18 protein-coding genes are annotated in these 16,621 nt (G+C 71.7%); 9 read left to right on the forward strand and 9 right to left on the reverse strand.

The features are described 5' to 3' along the window. Positions 1 to 33 precede the first annotated feature (33 nt). Genes OWR29_RS02440 through OWR29_RS02460 form a run of 5 tightly spaced genes read left to right on the forward strand, consistent with a single transcriptional unit; the run spans position 34 to position 5,130 of the window. Positions 34 to 498 carry a DUF6069 family protein gene (locus OWR29_RS02440; protein ID WP_267560619.1) on the forward strand — a complete coding sequence of 155 codons (465 nt, stop codon included), beginning with the start codon at positions 34 to 36 and terminating at the stop codon, positions 496 to 498. A 9-nt stretch (positions 499 to 507) separates the two neighbouring features. Further along, positions 508 to 3,207, forward strand: coding sequence for a cation-translocating P-type ATPase (locus OWR29_RS02445; protein ID WP_267560620.1), 2,700 nt, complete (start codon positions 508 to 510; stop codon positions 3,205 to 3,207). Next, positions 3,204 to 3,614 (forward strand): hypothetical protein, encoded by a 411-nt coding sequence (locus OWR29_RS02450; RefSeq protein ID WP_267560621.1) that lies wholly within the window; start codon positions 3,204 to 3,206, stop codon positions 3,612 to 3,614. The genes OWR29_RS02445 and OWR29_RS02450 overlap by 4 nt, the downstream gene beginning before the upstream one ends. Then, positions 3,611 to 4,066 (forward strand): RDD family protein, encoded by a 456-nt coding sequence (locus OWR29_RS02455; RefSeq protein ID WP_267560622.1) that lies wholly within the window; start codon positions 3,611 to 3,613, stop codon positions 4,064 to 4,066. The genes OWR29_RS02450 and OWR29_RS02455 overlap by 4 nt, the downstream gene beginning before the upstream one ends. After that, positions 4,063 to 5,130 (forward strand): carboxylate-amine ligase, encoded by a 1,068-nt coding sequence (locus OWR29_RS02460; RefSeq protein ID WP_267560623.1) that lies wholly within the window; start codon positions 4,063 to 4,065, stop codon positions 5,128 to 5,130. Before OWR29_RS02455 ends, OWR29_RS02460 begins: the two co-directional genes overlap by 4 nt. A 38-nt stretch (positions 5,131 to 5,168) precedes the next feature. Here OWR29_RS02460 and OWR29_RS02465 read toward each other — a convergent pair whose 3' ends face one another. From OWR29_RS02465 to OWR29_RS02480, 4 genes are read right to left on the reverse strand one after another with little or no spacing between them, the layout of a single operon-like run. Next, entirely contained in the window at positions 5,169 to 5,423 is a 255-nt protein-coding gene (locus tag OWR29_RS02465; RefSeq protein ID WP_267560624.1) for an SHOCT domain-containing protein, read from the reverse strand. A gap of 5 nt (positions 5,424 to 5,428) precedes the next feature. Beyond that, positions 5,429 to 5,878 (reverse strand): DUF6325 family protein, encoded by a 450-nt coding sequence (locus tag OWR29_RS02470; RefSeq protein ID WP_267560625.1) that lies wholly within the window; start codon positions 5,876 to 5,878, stop codon positions 5,429 to 5,431. Positions 5,879 to 5,888: 10 nt separating this feature from the next. Beyond that, on the reverse strand, positions 5,889 to 6,107 hold the full coding sequence (locus OWR29_RS02475; protein ID WP_267560626.1) for a hypothetical protein: 219 nt from the start codon (positions 6,105 to 6,107) through the stop codon (positions 5,889 to 5,891). 7 nt (positions 6,108 to 6,114) lie between these two features. Further along, positions 6,115 to 6,510: a DUF6325 family protein gene (locus OWR29_RS02480; RefSeq protein WP_267560627.1), complete on the reverse strand. Its 396-nt coding sequence runs from the start codon at positions 6,508 to 6,510 to the stop codon at positions 6,115 to 6,117. A gap of 85 nt (positions 6,511 to 6,595) precedes the next feature. On the opposite strand from OWR29_RS02480, the gene OWR29_RS02485 reads away from it, so the two are divergent. Next, the gene (locus tag OWR29_RS02485) at positions 6,596 to 8,080 is read left to right on the forward strand and encodes a hypothetical protein (protein WP_267560628.1); all 1,485 of its coding nucleotides are present in this window, start codon (positions 6,596 to 6,598) and stop codon (positions 8,078 to 8,080) included. Here the strand turns inward: OWR29_RS02485 and OWR29_RS02490 are convergent. The 5 genes from OWR29_RS02490 to OWR29_RS02510 are packed head-to-tail and all read right to left on the reverse strand — an operon-like array spanning position 8,065 to position 11,817. Continuing rightward, positions 8,065 to 9,447 (reverse strand): DUF2252 domain-containing protein, encoded by a 1,383-nt coding sequence (locus tag OWR29_RS02490; protein ID WP_267560629.1) that lies wholly within the window; start codon positions 9,445 to 9,447, stop codon positions 8,065 to 8,067. The two genes, OWR29_RS02485 and OWR29_RS02490, sit on opposite strands and share 16 nt — an antisense overlap. Further along, on the reverse strand, positions 9,444 to 9,938 hold the full coding sequence (locus tag OWR29_RS02495; protein ID WP_267560630.1) for a DUF1269 domain-containing protein: 495 nt from the start codon (positions 9,936 to 9,938) through the stop codon (positions 9,444 to 9,446). Before OWR29_RS02495 ends, OWR29_RS02490 begins: the two co-directional genes overlap by 4 nt. Before the next feature lie 4 nt (positions 9,939 to 9,942). Further along, positions 9,943 to 11,085 (reverse strand): AI-2E family transporter, encoded by a 1,143-nt coding sequence (locus tag OWR29_RS02500; protein ID WP_267560631.1) that lies wholly within the window; start codon positions 11,083 to 11,085, stop codon positions 9,943 to 9,945. A gap of 2 nt (positions 11,086 to 11,087) precedes the next feature. Further along, positions 11,088 to 11,531: a DUF7144 family membrane protein gene (locus OWR29_RS02505; protein ID WP_267560632.1), complete on the reverse strand. Its 444-nt coding sequence runs from the start codon at positions 11,529 to 11,531 to the stop codon at positions 11,088 to 11,090. Positions 11,532 to 11,544: 13 nt separating this feature from the next. Beyond that, entirely contained in the window at positions 11,545 to 11,817 is a 273-nt protein-coding gene (locus tag OWR29_RS02510; protein ID WP_267560633.1) for a DUF8691 family protein, read from the reverse strand. 116 nt (positions 11,818 to 11,933) lie between these two features. Here OWR29_RS02510 and OWR29_RS02515 point away from each other — a divergent pair, with 116 nt between their 5' ends. The 3 genes from OWR29_RS02515 to OWR29_RS02525 all read left to right on the forward strand — a co-directional run bounded on the left by OWR29_RS02515 (position 11,934) and on the right by OWR29_RS02525 (position 16,621). Further along, positions 11,934 to 12,425, forward strand: a complete 492-nt coding sequence (locus OWR29_RS02515; RefSeq protein ID WP_267560634.1) for a DUF1269 domain-containing protein — start codon at positions 11,934 to 11,936, stop codon at positions 12,423 to 12,425. Between the two features lie 78 nt (positions 12,426 to 12,503). Next, the gene (locus tag OWR29_RS02520; RefSeq protein ID WP_267560635.1) at positions 12,504 to 15,164 is read left to right on the forward strand and encodes an MGH1-like glycoside hydrolase domain-containing protein; all 2,661 of its coding nucleotides are present in this window, start codon (positions 12,504 to 12,506) and stop codon (positions 15,162 to 15,164) included. After that, complete coding sequence (locus OWR29_RS02525; RefSeq protein ID WP_267560637.1) at positions 15,161 to 16,621, forward strand: alpha-amylase family glycosyl hydrolase; 1,461 nt, start codon at positions 15,161 to 15,163, stop codon at positions 16,619 to 16,621. The genes OWR29_RS02520 and OWR29_RS02525 overlap by 4 nt, the downstream gene beginning before the upstream one ends.

Consider the following 16,621-nt stretch of genomic DNA (forward strand, 5'->3'; position numbering starts at 1 on the left):
CGGGAGGACGGCATGGCCGGAATGAACGCACCCATGGATCCGCGGCCCAGTCCGGCCGTCAACGCCGGGAAGTTGTGGGCCGGCGGGGCCGCCACGGCGGCGGTGGCCGCCCTGATCGCGATCGCCGGGATCCTGCTCGGGCGGGGGCTGTTCGACGTCGACGTGCTCGCGCCCAAGGGGCAGGGCACCTGGGGAGACGCCTCCACCGGCTGGTACGCGCTCGGCGCGGGACTGGCGGCGCTGGTGGCCACCGGCATCCTGCACGTCCTGCTGATCACCACGCCGCGGCCGATGCGCTTCTTCGGCTGGGTGATCGTGCTGGCCACCGCGGTGTCGATGCTCGCGCCGTTCGTCACCGACGCCAGCACCGGGGCCAGGGTCTACACCTCGGGCCTCAACCTCGTGCTCGGCGTGGCCATCGGTTCCCTGGTCGCCGGCTCCGGCAAGTCCGCCCTGATTCCCGTCGCGCCGCGGCCGGTCCCGCGGACCTACCGCTAGGAGCCGGCGATGGCCACGATGACCGAGGACACCAAGACTCCGGTGTTCCACGTCCTGTCGGTGCCGGAGGCGCTGGAGGCCGAGCACGTCGATCAGCGCAGCGGCCTGAGCAGCGCCGAGGCCGACGAGCGCCGCCGGCAGCACGGTCCCAACAAGTTCGCCGAGACGAAGAAGGAACCGTGGTGGCGGTCCTTCGTGCGCCAGTACGCCGATCCCATGCAACTGGTGCTGCTGGCCGCCGGCCTGGGCAGCCTGTTCCCGCTCAAGCAGTGGGGGACGGGCGTCCTGCTGATCGCGCTCACCCTGCTCAACGCCGCGCTCGGCCTGCACCAGGAGGGCAAGGCGGCGGCCGCGATCGACGCGCTGCAGAAGATGATGATCATCAAGACCAAGGTGCGGCGGGACGGGACACTGGCCGAGCTGCCGGCCGAGGAGCTCGTGCCCGGCGACGTCGTGCTGGTCGAGGCGGGCGACGTCGTGCCGGCCGACGGGCGGCTGCTGCGGGCGGCCACGCTCGAGATCGACGAATCGGCGCTGACCGGGGAGAGCCTGCCGGTGGCCAAGAACGTCGAGGCGATCGCCAAGGTGGACACCGACCTCGGCGACCGGGCCGACATGGCGTACATGAACACGAACGTCACCCGTGGATCGGGTGAGCTGGTCGTCACCGCGACCGGCATGACCACCGAGGTGGGCCGCATCTCGGGCATGCTGCAGACCGAGAAGGACGCCGAGACCCCGCTGACCCGGCAGCTGGCCAAGCTGACCAACCAGATCCTGATCGTGGCCGGCATCGCGCTGTTCGCCTCGGTGATCATCAACCTGGCCCGGGGCAACTCGTTCAACGTCGTCTTCACGGCGGCCATCGCGTTCGCCATCTCGGCCATCCCGACCGGGCTGCCGGCCGTGGTCACCACGATCCTCTCGCTCGGCACCCAGCTGCTGGCCAAGGCCAACGCCATCGTCAAGCGGCTGCGCTCGACCGAGACGCTCGGCTCGACCTCGGCCATCAACTCCGACAAGACCGGCACGCTCACGCTCAACCAGATGACCGCGATCGAGATGACCATCCCGGGCCGCCGGTACACGATCTCGGGCGGGGGCTACGCCACCGACGGCACGATCAAGCGGGTGGCCGGGCAGCCCGACGTCCCGCTCGAGGAGTTCCTGCTGCCGATGATCCTGGCCTCGGACGCCGTGGTCAGCGAGGGCAGGCTGATCGGCGACCCGACCGAGGGCGCCCTGGTCGTGCTGGCCGAGAAGGGCGGCCTGGACGCCGAGGCGACGCGTGAGAAGTACCCGCGCATCGCCGAGCTCCCGTTCGACGCCGCGTACAAGATGATGGCGACCTTCCACCGCATGGACGGGGTCGTCCGCTGCTTCGTGAAGGGCGCCCCCGACCAGTTGCTGATGCGCGCGGGCCAGGTGCCCGGGGACGACCTGACGCCGGTGCCGGTGGACGAGGCCTTCCGGGCGCGGTATCTGGCCGAGAACACCCGCCTGGGCGAGCAGGGCCTGCGGGTGATGGCCACCGGGCGCAAGGACTTCGACCCGGCCACCTTCGACCCCGGCGGCGACCTGCTGGCCATGCTGGACGGGCTGACCGTGCTCACCCTGGTCGGCATCGTCGACCCGCCCCGGCCGCAGGCCCAGGCCGCGATCGAGCAGGCCCACGCGGCCGGCATCGAGGTCCGGATGATCACCGGCGACCACGCGGTGACGGCGGCCGCCATCGCCGGCAAGCTCGGCATCCACGGGCGCGCGATCACCGGGGCCGAGTTCGCCGCGATGAGCGATGACGAGGCCGACCGCGAGATCGGCGGCATCGGCGTGATCGCCCGGGTCACCCCCGAGCACAAGGTGCGGCTGGTCGAGGTGCTCAAGCGCAAGGGGCACATCGTCGCCATGACCGGCGACGGCGTGAACGACGCCCCGGCGTTGAAGAAGGCCGACATCGGCATCGCCATGGGGATCACCGGCACCGAGGTGAGCAAGGAAGCCGCCGCGATGATCCTCACCGACGACGACTTCGCCACGATCGTCAAGGCCGTGGAGCTGGGCCGGGCCCTCTACGCCAACCTGAAGAAGTACATCTTCTTCCAGATGGGCGTGCTGGCCGCCATGATCGTCACGTTCCTGTCGGCCAGCATCTTCAACATCGCGGCCGGCGTGCCGTTCGTGCCGCTGCAGACGCTGTGGCTCAACTTCACCACGCAGGTGTTCCAGTCGGTCGGCCTGGGCTACGGCAAGGCCGAGCCGGACATCATGAAGCGGCCGCCCCGCCGGTCCGACGAGCCGCTGCTGAGCGGGCGGGCGCTGGGCTGGCTGGGCGTCGTCGGCCTGATCATGGGCGTGGCCACGCTGATCCTCATCTGGGCGGCCGACCGCGAGTACGGCGTCGACGTGGCCCGGACCATGGGCCTGACCTCGTTCTCGATCGCCAACCTGGTCTTCTCGTTCACCGTCCGCAGCGACATCCGCTCGGTGTTCAGCCTGGAGACCTTCGGCGACCGGCGCTTCCTGGTCACCACCGGCATGTCGGTCGCGGCCATCCTGCTCGCCACCGAGCTGGGCCTGTTCCAGCGGATCCTGAACACCACCAGCCTGAGTCTCGGGCAGTGGGCCGTCTGCCTGCTCGTCGGCCTGGTCGTGGTGATCCCGACCGAACTGCGCAAGATCTACCTTCGCCGGAAGGCAGGTGTGTCATGACCTCTCCGGGGCTGCTCGGCTGGGGCGACGTGGCGATCGGGGCCGCGGTCCGCACCGGCGAGAACGCCGCGATCACCGTGGACCGGCTGCGAGCCCGGTGGAACAGCCTGGGCGCCGACGCGTCGGGTCTGCGGCAGCGCCTGGCCGAGCGCGGCGCCACCGAACGCGGCCGGGCGGTCGGTGCGGGCTCCCGCCTGATCGACCAGCTCATCGACATCCCTTTGGAACGTGTGCTCCGCATCCTCGAGAACGAACCGGAACGCATCCGGGTGCTCGTCCGGGGCCAGCGCGAGACGATGGTCGACGAGGTCGTCGGCCGCGTGCGGGCCTCGGCGGTGGCCGGTGACGAGGCGGTCGACCGGCTGACCCTGCGCCTGGGCCGGCGCGCCCCGACCGACTCGAGGTGAGCGCCTACGCCAAGCCGGCGCCGGCCGATCCGCTTCCGGCGGCCTACGGGGGTCTGGTCAGCCGGCTTCTGGCGTACGTGGTGGACGCACTGATCGTCTCGATGCTCATCGGCGTCGCGGCAGCCGCGCTCGGTCTGGTCGCCTCAGTGGTCGGCTACGAGGCCCGCGAGCTGGCCCGGGCGGTGCTCTCGGGCTACATCGTGTTCCTGCCCTCGATCCTCGCCCTCTACTGCGCCCTGTTCTGGCTGCTCGCCGGGCGGACCCCGGGGATGGCCGTGCTCGGCCTGCGGGTGGTGACCACCGAGGGCCGGCCGGTGCGCTGGCTCGCCGCCCTCGTCCGGGCCCTGCTGCTCGCCTACTTCCCGGTCGGCGCCCTCTGGCTGCTGGTGAACCGCCGCCACCAGGGGATCCACGACCTGATCGCCCGCACCTCCGTAGTCCGCGGCCCGTGACCCGCGAAGGGACCGAACAAGTGCTGACCATGGGTGTCGAAGAGGAATTCCTGCTGCTGGAGCCGGACGGGACGCCCGCTCCCGTGGCGCCCGCCGTGGTGCGCCGAGCCGGCCTCGACGAGCAGATCAAGCCGGAGTTCATGGCCTACCAGGTCGAGACGGCCACGGCCGTGGTCACCGACCTGGCCGGGCTGGGGCGCGAGCTGCGCCGGCTGCGGCTGATCGCGGCCGAGGCGGCCGACCGTGAAGGCGTACGGCTGGTGGCGTCCGGCGCCGTGCCGTTCGCCTCGGGTCCGCAGGTGGTCGTGACCGACTCCGAGCGCTACCGGGACCTGGCCCGGCGGTTCCCCGGTGCGGCCGCGTACGGGACAGCGTGCGGCTGCCACGTCCACATCGGCGTGGCCGACCGGGAACTCGCCACCGCGGTGCTGACCCGGCTGCGGCCGTGGCTGCCGGCGCTGCTGGCCCTGACGGTGAACTCGCCGATCGCCGGGGGCGGCGACACCGGCTGGGCCAGCTACCGCTACCACGCCCAGATGCGCTGGCCGACCTTCCGGCCGCCGGGCATCTGGGCCGGCGCCGACCGGTACGACGAGGCCGTCCGGGCCCTGATCGCGACTGGCGCCGCCGCCGACGCCTCGGGCATCTACTTCCTGGCCCGGCTCTCCCCGCGGTACCCGACCATCGAGGTGCGGGTCGGCGACACGTGCCTCGAGGCGCACGACACCGTGCTGTTCGCGGCGGCGGTGCGGGCGCTGGTGGCCACGCTGATCGAGGACGTGCGCCGGCGGGTGAAGGTGCTGCCGGAGCGGGAGGCCACGATCCGGGCCCATCTGCTCAACGCCGCGTTCGGGCACACCGGCACGGCCGCCCTGCTGAGGCGGATCGAGCCGGAGCTCGACCGGACGGGCGAGACGGACGAAGTGCACGCTGGGTTCGAGCGGTTGCGGCGTACGGGCACCGGGGCCGACCGGCAGCGCCGGCTGTGGCGGGCGTACGGGGCGTCGAAGTCCTTCGTCGACGCGCTCGCCGAGGCCACGGCGCCGGTCGCCGCGGTGAACTGAGGCGCTCCAGCTGAAGCTGAAGCGCCTCAGCTGGGAAGTCAGCCCAGGATGCGGGCCTTCTGGGCCTCGAACTCGGCGTCGGTGAGCACGCCCTGGGTCTTGAGCTCGCCCAGTTGCTTCAACTGCTCGATCTTCGACGACATGTCGTCCTCGGGCGGAGCCTGCTCGTACTCCTCGGCCTCGGCCTGGCGGGACCACCGGCCGACCTGGCGGCGGGACACGCGGTTGGAGACCGCCGTGGCGGTTCCGGCGACGACGGCGGTGCGGGCTATGCCGCGCAGCAGTCCGGGCATCGGGATCATCCCTTCCGGGCGGTGATGGCGGGCTCGGTGGCGTCGAGCGCCGCGAGCAGGTCCTGCACGGGGATGCGACCGCCGGCCACCACCTGGGCGCCGTTGCGGCGCAGCGTCACGGCCAGGGGAGCGGCCCACAGGTTCTCGTAGACCAGCACGACAGCCGCCGACCCGGGCGCGAGCACCTGGCCGATGTCGCGCAAGTCGTCCCCGCCGAGCATGCCGGTGCCGGCGCCGTGGAAGGCGCCCAGCCCGCTCGCGTCCAGCTCGCCGCCGTCCAGGGTGAACACGCTGCCGTCCGGACCGGCCTTCACGAACAGGATGTCGAGCACCCGGATGATGTGCCGGTCGACCAGGTCGAGCAGCTGCGGCAGCGCGGTGCCCTTGAGGCTGCCCTGCGGAAACTCGATGCACAGATAGTCGACCGGGCCCATGGTTTCCAGATCTACCGCCATTGACCTCTCCTCAGTTGGGAATCAGAGCGGGGCCGGTGGCCGGGGTCCGGCCGGCCGGACGAGAACTGTCGCGCTGCGACACCAGCCGCACCACCAGCTGGTCGACCCCGATGCCGATCAGCGCGCCGACCGACGCCGCGAGCAGCGGGAAGACGATCAGAAGGCCGTAGTCGGGGCGCGGCGGGCGGCCGCGCAGGGCGTCGTACGCGTTGCTCAACCTGGTGTTCATCGCTCTCCTAAACGGGGGTCACCGCGACCGGCGCGCCGGGGATGTGGGTCAGCGCGACCACGCTGCCCCTCGCCCCGGCCACGTGTCGCTCCAGTTCGCGCAGCCAGCGATGCTCCAGCAGCACCGCCAGGGCGTCGGTTCCGTCGTCGACCAGCAGGCCGACCTCGCCGACGTCGACGGCCGTGATCAGCCCGCTGGTCAGGCCGGCCAGGCCGCGCAGGCCGGGCCGCTCGCTCAGCTCGACCGCCTGGGCTCGCCCGTCGGCGCCGGCCCGGACCACCAGCACGTCGACCACGCGCATCTCCCCGCCGGCGGTGAGCTTGCGGAGCGTCGCGTACGCGCCGTCGTCGAGCCGGTCGCGGGGGAAGGACAGCACAACGAGTTCCAGCGGGCCCATTGCCATGCCCCCAGCCTGCGCCGCGGCTCGCCGCCCGGCTTCATCCGCGGCGGATGAGGCGGCCCGCCACCCCGTTCGCGACCGTCGGCTCATGACGACCGCGACTCCCGAGCCGGCGACGACGGCCGCCGCGCCCGCGACGACTGCCCCCGAGCCGGCGACGACGGCCCACGCGCCGGCGACGACGGCCCCCGCGCCCGCGACCGAACCCGAGGAGACCGGCGAACTGGCCCGGCTGCGGGCCGAGGTGGCCGGCCTGAAGGCCGAGCTGGCGGCGGGCCGCAGGCGACGGGCCGGTGCCGCGACCTTCCGGCGGGCGGCCGCCGCGATCCTCGTCGCGCTGGCCGCGTTCGCGCTGGTCACGAGCGTCGTCGGCTTCTGGGCGGCCCGCACCACGCTGAACACCGAGCGCTGGGTGGCCACGGTGGCGCCGCTGCCGTCGGATCCGAAGGTGGCTGCGGCCGTGTCGGCGTACGCCACCGATCAGCTCTTCCAGATCGTCGACGTGGAGCAGCGGCTGCGCACGGTGCTGCCGCAGCAGGCCGCGTTCGCCGCCGGGCCGATCGCCGGCCAGCTTCGCGAGCAGGTGGATCGTACGGTGGGAAGGGTCTTGACCAGCGACCGCTTCCAGGTCGTGTGGGCCGAGCTGAACCGCCGCGTCCACCAGCGCATGATGGCCGTGCTCGAGGGCGAGAGCGACGTCGTGACGGCCGGGGACGACCACATCGACATCGATCTGCTGCCGCTGATCAACCAGGCCCTGCGCGAGCTGAGCGCCCAGCTGCCGACCCTGTTCGGCAAGACGATCACGCTGCCCGACCTGAGCAGCGGCGCCATCCCCGAGAACCTGCGGGCCCGGGTCGAGGAGCAGGTGGGCGTGACCCTGCCCGCGAACTTCGCCCAGTTCACCGTCTACGACGCGGGCCGGCTGCAGGCGGCTCAGGAAGCGGTGGTGACGGCCAAGCGTGGACTGGTGCTGTTCGGCTCGCTGGCGGTGCTGCTGCTGATCGCGGCGTACGTGGTCTCGCCCCGACGCCGGCGTACGACCGTGCAGTTCGGTTTGTGGCTGGTCGTGGCGGCCGTGGTGGTGACCGCGGTGCTGCGCGCGGTGCGCCGGCAGGTGGTCGAAGGAGTACCCGCCGGCACCTATCGCGATGGTGTGGACGCGGCCGTGACCACCGTCTTCGCCTCGCTGCGGGAACGCGGCACCCAGATCATCTGGATCGGCGCGATCCTGGCCGTGCTCGCCTATCTGGCCGGCCCGGGACGGCTGCCGGTGTGGCTGCGCCGCCAGATCCGGCGCGGCGCGGCGCGGGTGTGGCAGCTCGTGGGGCGGGCGCCGGTCTTCATCGCGGCGCATCTCGACGCCGTTCGCATCGCCGGGCTGATCGTGGCCGGGGTGCTGGCCCTGATCCTCACGTCGTGGACGGCGCTGCTGGTCATCGTGGTGGTGCTGGCCGCGTACGAGGTGGCCGTGACCCTGATCGCGCGGCAGGCGGCGGGCATCGCGCCGGCCTCGGCCGGCGGGGAGCAGCGGCCCGAGCGGGTGGACGAGCCGGATCAGATGCCGGTCTGAGCCGCGGCCCGGCCCTCGGCGACGGCCGCCGTGAACGCGTCGAAGTCCCGTTCGGTCTGATCCGCGTAGGCGGCGGCGAAGGCGGCCAAGGCTCGGTCGAAGCGGTCGTCGTCGCCCAGGTAGGCGGCGACGGCCACCCGGTCCCCGCCCCGCGCGTGGGCCCGGGCCAGCGTCCACGCGCACACCTGCCCGTAGCGCCGCAGCCCGTCCGGGTCCATGGCCTCGACCACGACCGAGCCCTTCCAGTCGCGCAGCTGCCGCACGTAGAAGTCGCGGCCCCGCCCGTCGAAGCCCGGGATGTGCTGCCAGCCGAGGAAGATGTCGCTGGCCGCCTGCATGAGCCGCTGGCCGTGCACCACCCGGCGCCCGTGGTGCTGCTCGGTCTCGGTGGCCGGCGAGTACCCGTCCAGCACCGAGGGCCCGGCCTCCTTGACCTGCAGCAGCAGGGGATCCTGGTCGTCGCGGCCGGTGAGCAGCACGATCCAGCACCGGGTGCCGACGCTGCCCACGCCGACCACCTTGCGGGCCAGGTCGACGAACGCGAAGTTGTCGAACAGCCGCCGCCGGTCCTCGGCCAGGGTGTCGCGGTAGCCGTCGAGCATCTCGAGGATCTGGGCCTCGAGCTGCTTGCGGGCCACCTCGGGCACCAGGTCGGCCACCGGCACGAGCAGCGGCGGGTCGGCCACGATGCGGCGGCGCCCGTCGACCACGGCGGTCAGCTTCTTGTACGCCTGCAGGCTGTTCCGCCCGCGCGCCTTGGTGCCGGCCGACGCGAGCCGCTTGCGCTGCTGCTTGCCGAGCTGGGCGGCGAACTCGTCGACGTCGGCGCGGGCGTACCAGACCTCCAGCTCGCGCATCGCCGCGAACCCGGCCATCGCCTCGCGGTAGGCCCGGGCGGCCGCCACCACCACGGCCGTGCGCTCCTTGCGCTTGAACCCGTTGGCCCGCCCGGCCAGTTCCAGGCTGGCCAGCAGCCGCTTGAGGTCCCACTCCCACGGCCCGGGCCCGGTCTCGTCGAAGTCGTTGAGGTCGAAGACGAGACGGCGCTCGGGCGAGGCGAACATCCCGAAGTTGCTCAGGTGGGCGTCGCCGCAGATCTGCGCGTGCAGCCCCGAGCCGGGCGTCCCGGCCAGGTCGGCCGCCATCAGCACGGCGCTGGCCCGGTAGAACGCGAACGGCGAGACCAGCATCCGGCCGTGCCGGATCGGCAGCAGCTCGGGCAGCCGGTCCTCCTCCTGGGCCAGCAGCAGGGCGACCGGGTCGGGCCGGTCGGCCGGCGACGCGAAACCGGCGTGCGCCGAGGGCGGGACGCGCTTGCGGGCCGCGCGTCCCGCCGCGGCGCGCTGTTCCGGGGCGGCAGGGCTCATTTCAGGTGGTCGCTGAACGTGTCGAGCAGGATCTCCTGCTCCTCGGTGGTCAGGTTGGTCGCCAGCAGCTTGGTGTGCAGGCCGTGGAACCGCTCGGCCAGCCGGTCGAGGTTGCCCTGATCGGTGACCAGGAACAGCGCCGAGGTGCCCTCGGTGACTTCCGTGCGGATCGTCTCCAGCTGCTCGCGGGTGATCCCGGTGCCCTCGGTCGCCTTGGCCAGTGCGCCCACCGTGGCGCCGACCGCGCCGCCCACGATGGGCACGAGGAACAGGCCACCGACCACGACGCCCCAGAACAGCCCCCATCCGGCGCCGTGCCGGCCGCGTTCGTGCTCGTGGTGGGTCTCCGGCTTGTCCGCGCCCTTGGGCCAGGTCACGACCGCGTAGTCGACGATCTTCACCAGGTGGTCGGCGGCGGCGTACTTGACGATGTCGGCGGCCTGCTCGGCCTGCCGCGGTTCGTCGAACTTCCATACCGTGAACGTGGTCATACCGTCATGGTGCGGGCCGAGTCCGCGCGGCGGCATCATCCCGTACGGGGGAGTCCGACAGCAGGGCGTTCAGCCAGCGGGTGGAGGGATCTATATCGACCAGCAACCCCTTGGTCAGCAGCGTCAGCGGAATGGCCAGCAGCGCGCCCAGCGCCCCCAGCACCCACGTCCAGAAGACCAGCGACAGGAACGACACGGTGGCCGACAGCCCCACCGCGTCCCCGACGATCTTGGGCTGGATCACCGACTGGATCACGAAGTTGACCGCGCAGTAGAGCAGGATCACGGTCAGCATCAGCTCCGGCCCGCCCTGCAGCAGGGCCAGCAGCGCCGGCGGGATCAGCCCGATGACGAAGCCGACGTTGGGGATGTAGTTGGTGATGAACGACAGCAGCCCCCACAGCAGCGGCAGCGGCACGTCGAGCCACCACAGCAGCACGGTGTCGACGACCGCGACGACGAGCCCGAAGACGGTGGAGACCAGCAGGTAGCGCCGGGTGCCCTGGGCGAAGCTGCGCAGCGCGCCGACGACCTGCGGCCGCTCGCCGGTGACCGACTGCAGCCGGGCCGGGAAGTTGACCGTGTCGAGGCACATGAACAGCAGCACGGCGAGCAGGAAGACGGTGTTGGAGAGCAGACCGGTCAGGCCGCCGACCAGACCCTCGGCCAGGCGTGCGACCGTGCCCGGGTCGGCCCCGGCCACCAGGTCGCGCAGCTGGCCGGCGCTGATCCCGAGGCCGCTCAGCCCGGACACGAGGTCGTCCCGCAGGCCCGCGAACTGGTCCTGGTACTGCGGCAGCAGGTCGACGAGCCGGGCCACCGAGACGAACAGGGCCCCGCCGAGCGCGAACAGGATCACGTAGACGGTGACCACAGTGGTCAGCATGGCCAGCCAGACCGGGGTGCCGTGCCGGCGCAGCCACTGCGTCAGCGGGCTCACCGTGACGGTGAGCATGAGCGCGAGCATGACGGGCGCGAGCAGATCGGCGGTGGCCTGCATGCCGGCCACCGTCACGACCAGGCCGGCCGCGCCCAGCAGAATGATGACACCGCGGGGCAGACCGGCCGGTTCGCCGGGCCCGGCGCCGTTGCCGCGACCGGCGAACCGGAGTGTTGGCCGTGGCGGCCGGGCCACCAGGCGGGTCATGCTCAGGCCCTGACCTCACGCCCGTGCACCGACAGGGCATAGATGATCAGCACGTCGACCGCGATGATGATGGAGCACCAGAACGGGTAGGCCGGCAGGAACGTCAGGTTCGCGAGCGCGCTGAGCACCGCGATGACGATGCCGACCACCCGGGCCCACATCTGCCCGTAGAGGATGCCCAGACCGGTGCAGACGCCGATCACCCCGATCAGGATGTGCGTCCAGCCCCAGGCGGTGAAGTCCATCGGTATCACCAGGCCCTGCCGGGTGGTCAGGAAGAAGTCGTCCTTGAACAGGGCGACCGTGCCCTCGATGATCTCGAACCCGCCCAGCATGAGCAGCATGACGCCGGCGAAGACGACCATGCCCACCCACCCGGACGGCTGCCCCCGGCGGGGCTGCGCGTACGGCTCGTCGTATGTCTGCCGTGGCTCGGTCTCGGTCATGCTGTTCTCCTAGTCATCGGCCTGATGTCGCGTCGGCCCGATCCTGTGACCGGGCCGGGCCGCTCACGCCATCCGCAGCGGATGAATCGGCCCGGACGCAGCTCAGGCAGACCACTTCGAGGCCGGACCGGTCGAGCCGGTCCAGCAACCGTTCGAGATCGGCGTCCGAGAGCCGGCCGCGGATCGTGCTCTGCGACGGCAGCGTGCGATAGCGCAGCTGGCCGACCGCGGTGCGCAGCAGCGGGCCCAGAAAGCCCCGGATCCGGATCTCGTATCGCTCGTCCATGCCCCGACGGTCCTCCCCATGCGGCGCGGGAAGTTCATCCCTGAGGAGTGAAGAGCCGCCGGGTTCCGCGTGGCTGACTGAGCGGACGACGAGACGACAGAAGGAGCAGGTGCACCATGGCAACTCTGATCGCCATCGGGTACCCCGACGAGAGCACGGCGACGGCGGCCTCCCAGGAGGCGAGCCGGCTGGCCAAGGACCTCATCATCCAGCCGGACGCGATCGCCGTGATCACCCGGGACCACGAGGGCAAGTTCCACGTGACCACCAACCATCACGCCGTCGGCGGCGGCGCGACCTGGGGAATGTTCTGGGGGCTGCTGTTCGGCATGCTGTTCTTCGTCCCCGTCCTCGGCATGGCCGTCGGCGCGGGCCTCGGGGCGCTGACCGGCAAGCTGGCCAAGGGCGCCATCAACAAGGACTTCCAGGAGCGGATCCGCGACGAGCTCAAGCCGGGCACGTCGGCGCTGTTCATGGTGGTCGAGGCGGTGACGCCGGACAAGGCGGTCGAGGCGATGAGCAAGTTCGGCGGCACGGTGCTCAAGTCCTCGCTGCCCAAGGAGACCGAGGAAGAGCTGCAGAAGGCGCTGCACGGAGCGGGCGCCTGACCGTCGCGGCCCGCGGACCGGCCGGTTTCATCCGCCTCGGGTGACGAACCGGCCGGGTCGCGGGCCGACGCTGGCCCCATGGCTGACACCGAGCAAGGGCGCCTCGACGACGCCGGTCCCTGGCGGCGCTGGGGGCCTTACCTGAGCGAACGACAGTGGGGCACGGTCCGCGAGGACTACAGCCCGGGCGGGGACGCCTGGGACTACCTCACCCACGACCAGGCCCGGTCGCGGGCCTACCGGTGGGGTGAGGACGGCATCGCCGGGTTCAGCGACGACCGGCAGACGCTCTGCCTGGCCCTGGCCCTGTGGAACGGCGCCGACCCGATCCTCAAGGAGCGGTTCTTCGGGCTCACCAACGCCGAGGGCAACCACGGCGAGGACGTCAAGGAGTACTACTTCTACGTCGACGGCACGCCGACCCACTCGTACCAGCGGATGATCTACAAGTATCCGCAGCGCGAGTTCCCGTACGAGGATCTGCTCGCCACCAACCGCGGGCGCGGCCGTAACGCCTTCGAGTACGAATTGCTCGACACCGGGATCTTCGCCGAGGAGCGCTACTTCGACGTGATTGTCGAGTACGCCAAGGCGAGCCCCGAGGACATCCTGCTCAAGGTGACGGTGCACAACCGCGGCCCCGATCCGGCCACCCTGCGGCTGTTGCCGACGCTGTGGTTCCGCAACACGTGGAGCGACGGTGGGCCGCGCCCGGGCCTGCGGCAGGTTCCGGACGGGGTGGAGGCGGTGCACGACCAGCTCGGCACGCGCTGGTTCCATGGCCTCGGCGAGCACGAACCGCTGTTCACCGAGAACGAGACGAACACGGAACGCCTCTTCGGGCAGGCCAACGCCACGCCGTACGTGAAGGACGCGATCGACCGGTACGTCGTGCACGGCGACACCGGCGCGGTTAACCCGGATCGGGCCGGCACCAAGGTTGCCCTCGACCACGTCCTCGACCTGCCGCCCGGCGGGTCGGCCACCGTCCGCGTGCGGCTGGCCGACCACCCCGAGCCACCCGGCCGCGACTCGGCCGAGGCGTTCGACGCGATCGTGGCCGGACGCCGGGCCGAGGCCGACGAGTTCTTCGCGAGCCTCTACCCGCCGCGGCTGGGCGAGGCCGAGCGGCAGGTCGTGCGGCAGGCCGTGGCCGGGCTGCTGTGGAGCAAGCAGTACTTCGGCTACGACGTCGAGCGCTGGCTGGCCGAGCACGGCCTCGATCCGCTCAACGCCGACGGCATCCGCAACGGCGAGTGGTTCCACCTGGCCGCGCACGACGTGATCTCGATGCCCGACGCCTGGGAGTACCCGTGGTTCGCGGCCTGGGACCTGGCCTTCCACGCGGTCGCGTTCAGCCTGGTCGACGTCGCGTTCGCCAAGGACCAGCTGGAGCTGCTGCTGACCCGGCGCTACCTGCACCCCAGCGGCCAGATCCCGGCCTACGAGTGGAACTTCGGCGACGTCAACCCGCCGGTGCACGCGTGGGCGGCCTACCTGGTCTACGAGTTCGACAAGGCCCGTACGGGTCACGGCGACCACACCTGGCTGGAGCGCATGTTCCACAAGCTCTCGCGCAACTTCACCTGGTGGGTCAACCGCAAGGACGCCGACGGCAACAACGTGTTCCAGGGCGGCTTCCTGGGGCTGGACAACATCGGCGTCTTCGACCGCAGCGCGCCCCTGCCCACCGGCGGCACCCTGGACCAGGCCGACGGCACCGCCTGGATGGCCCTGTACTGCCAGACGCTGCTCGAGATCGCGCTCGAGCTGGCCGTCGAGGACCCGGTCTACCTGGAGGACGCGCAGACGTACTTCGAGCACTTCGCCTGGATCGCGGTGGCGGTGAACGCCAACGGCAAGGCGGCGATGTGGGACGAGGACGACGGCTTCTTCTACGACCTGCTGCGCCTGCCCGGCGGCGACGCCGAACGGCTGCGGGTGCGCTCGATGGTCGGGCTGCTGCCGCTGGCCGCCGTCACCGTGTACGACCGTCGTGTGGTCGAGCGGCATCCGCAGGTGCTCACCGAGGCGGCGGAGTTCCTGGCCCGGCACTCGGGCCTGACCTCGGTGCTCACCGACGCCCGGGCCCCCAGCCCGCGCGGGGAGCGGCTGCTGGCCCTGTTCGACGAGTCGCGCCTGCGCCGCATTCTGGAGCGCCTGCTCGACGAGAACGAGTTCCTGGGGGAGTACGGGATCCGCTCGCTCTCCAGGCACCACGCCGAGCACCCGTTCGAGTTCCGGGTGGGCGACCGGATCTACTCCGTCGACTACCAGCCGGCCGAGTCGGACAGCGGCATGTTCGGCGGCAACTCGAACTGGCGCGGCCCGGTCTGGTTCCCGGTCAACGCGCTCATGATCCGGGCCCTGCTCAATCTGTACGTCGGCTACGGCGACGAGTTCACCGTGGAGTGCCCGACCGGCTCCGGCGTGCGGATGACCCTGTTCGAGGTGGCCCGCGAGATCTCCGACCGATTGACCCGTACGTTCCTGCCCGGCCCGGACGGTCTGCGCCCCTGCTACGGCGGTCAGCAGGTGTTCCGGAGCGAGAACTGGCGCGATCTGATCCTGTTCTCCGAGTACTTCCACGGCGACAACGGAGCCGGCCTCGGCGCCACCCACCAGACCGGATGGACCGCGCTGGTGGCCGTCTTCCCGATCCTGTTCGCCGGGCTCGACGGCCAGGACCTGCTGGATCACGGGATGACCGGGGTCTTCCACAAGAGGGAGGAAGCATGACCGGCTGGCCGGCCGCTCCGGCGGTGTACGAGATCGACACCTGGCCCTGGCTGACCGGTCTGGCCCGGCGCTACGGCCGGCCGGTCACGCTGGGCGACGTGCCGGGCGAGGTGTGGGACGAGCTGAGCGACTTCGACGCGGTGTGGCTGATGGGGGTCTGGGAACGCAGTCCGGCCGGTCTGGCCGTCGCGGTGGCCGACCCCGGGCTGCGCCGCGACTTCCACGCCGCGCTGCCCGGCCTGAGCGCGACCGACGTGGTCGGTTCGCCCTATTGCGTACGGCGTTACGAGGTCGACGAGCGGTTGGGCGGTGCGCCCGGTCTGGCCGTGGCCCGCTCCGAGCTGGCCCGGGGCGGCGTGCGGTTGATCCTCGATTACGTGCCCAACCACGTGGCCCCGGACCACCCGATCGTCGCCGGGCATCCCGAGTGGCTGGTCAACGGGGGCGAGGACGACCTCGCCCGGGAGCCCGGCGCCTGGTTCGCGGCGGGCGGACACGTCCTGGCCCGCGGCCGCGACCCGTACTTCCCGCCGTGGCCCGACGTCGTCCAGCTCAACGCGTTCGACCCCGGCCTGCGGCAGTGGACCGCGCGCACCCTGGCCGGGATCGCGGAGCAGTGCGACGGGGTGCGCTGCGACATGGCGATGCTGGTCACCAACGAGATCTTCGCCCGCACCTGGGGCCGCTGGGCCGGGCCGGCGCCGGCCGAGGAGTTCTGGCCCGCGATCATCGGCGAGGTCGGTTCGGGCCGGGACTTCGTGTTCGTCGCCGAGGCGTACTGGGACCTGGAGTGGGCCTTGCAGCAGCAGGGCTTCGGCTTCTGTTACGACAAGCGGCTGTACGACCGGCTCGTGCACGAGGACGCCGACGCCGTCCGCAAGCACCTGACGGCCGGCCGCGACTACCAGGACAAGCTGATCCGCTTCACCGAGAATCACGACGAGCCGCGCGCCGCCACCGCCCTGCCCGGCGGGCGGGGCCGGGCGGCCGCCGTGGCGATCGCCACCCTGCCCGGGGCCACGCTGTGGCACGACGGCCAGTTCGAGGGCCGCCGCACCCGGCTGCCGGTGTTCCTCGGCCGCTACCCCGACGAGCCGGTCGACGAGGATCTGCTCGCCTTCCACCACCGGCTGGCCCGGCTGAAGGTCGACCGGGGCGACTGGCAGCTGCTCGAGTGCTCCGGGTGGCCGGACAACCCGAGCTATCAGGGTGTGCTCGCCTGGTCATGGCGGGACGGGGGTGACCGGCGCCTGGTCGCGGTGAACTTCAGCGACGGCCCGGCCCAGGCCCGGGTTCCCGTGCCGTGGTCGTCGCCCGGCGGTCGGTGGCGGCTGACCGACCTGCTCGACGGCCGGGTCTTCGAGCGGGACGGGGACGAGCTGTCCGGCCCGGGACTCTACGTCGATCTGCCGCCGTGGAACGCGCACGTTCTCGAAGCGCGGTCGCTTGTGCACTGA

It is taken from the genome of Paractinoplanes pyxinae (genome assembly GCF_026626335.1).
GTDB lineage: Bacteria > Actinomycetota > Actinomycetes > Mycobacteriales > Micromonosporaceae > Actinoplanes > Actinoplanes pyxinae.

Coding starts and splice junctions, on each gene's coding strand:
- OWR29_RS02510 (WP_267560633.1), bottom strand. CDS start 11,817: ATGGACGAGCGATACGAGATCCGGATCCGGGGCTTTCTGGGCCCGCTG.
- OWR29_RS02470 (WP_267560625.1), bottom strand. CDS start 5,878: ATGGCGGTAGATCTGGAAACCATGGGCCCGGTCGACTATCTGTGCATC.
- OWR29_RS02475 (WP_267560626.1), bottom strand. CDS start 6,107: ATGAACACCAGGTTGAGCAACGCGTACGACGCCCTGCGCGGCCGCCCG.
- OWR29_RS02440 (WP_267560619.1), top strand. CDS start 34: ATGGATCCGCGGCCCAGTCCGGCCGTCAACGCCGGGAAGTTGTGGGCC.
- OWR29_RS02515 (WP_267560634.1), top strand. CDS start 11,934: ATGGCAACTCTGATCGCCATCGGGTACCCCGACGAGAGCACGGCGACG.
- OWR29_RS02450 (WP_267560621.1), top strand. CDS start 3,204: ATGACCTCTCCGGGGCTGCTCGGCTGGGGCGACGTGGCGATCGGGGCC.
- OWR29_RS02495 (WP_267560630.1), bottom strand. CDS start 9,938: ATGACCACGTTCACGGTATGGAAGTTCGACGAACCGCGGCAGGCCGAG.
- OWR29_RS02445 (WP_267560620.1), top strand. CDS start 508: ATGGCCACGATGACCGAGGACACCAAGACTCCGGTGTTCCACGTCCTG.
- OWR29_RS02465 (WP_267560624.1), bottom strand. CDS start 5,423: ATGCCCGGACTGCTGCGCGGCATAGCCCGCACCGCCGTCGTCGCCGGA.
- OWR29_RS02520 (WP_267560635.1), top strand. CDS start 12,504: ATGGCTGACACCGAGCAAGGGCGCCTCGACGACGCCGGTCCCTGGCGG.
- OWR29_RS02480 (WP_267560627.1), bottom strand. CDS start 6,510: ATGGCAATGGGCCCGCTGGAACTCGTTGTGCTGTCCTTCCCCCGCGAC.
- OWR29_RS02500 (WP_267560631.1), bottom strand. CDS start 11,085: ATGACCCGCCTGGTGGCCCGGCCGCCACGGCCAACACTCCGGTTCGCC.
- OWR29_RS02490 (WP_267560629.1), bottom strand. CDS start 9,447: ATGAGCCCTGCCGCCCCGGAACAGCGCGCCGCGGCGGGACGCGCGGCC.
- OWR29_RS02505 (WP_267560632.1), bottom strand. CDS start 11,531: ATGACCGAGACCGAGCCACGGCAGACATACGACGAGCCGTACGCGCAG.
- OWR29_RS02485 (WP_267560628.1), top strand. CDS start 6,596: ATGACGACCGCGACTCCCGAGCCGGCGACGACGGCCGCCGCGCCCGCG.
- OWR29_RS02525 (WP_267560637.1), top strand. CDS start 15,161: ATGACCGGCTGGCCGGCCGCTCCGGCGGTGTACGAGATCGACACCTGG.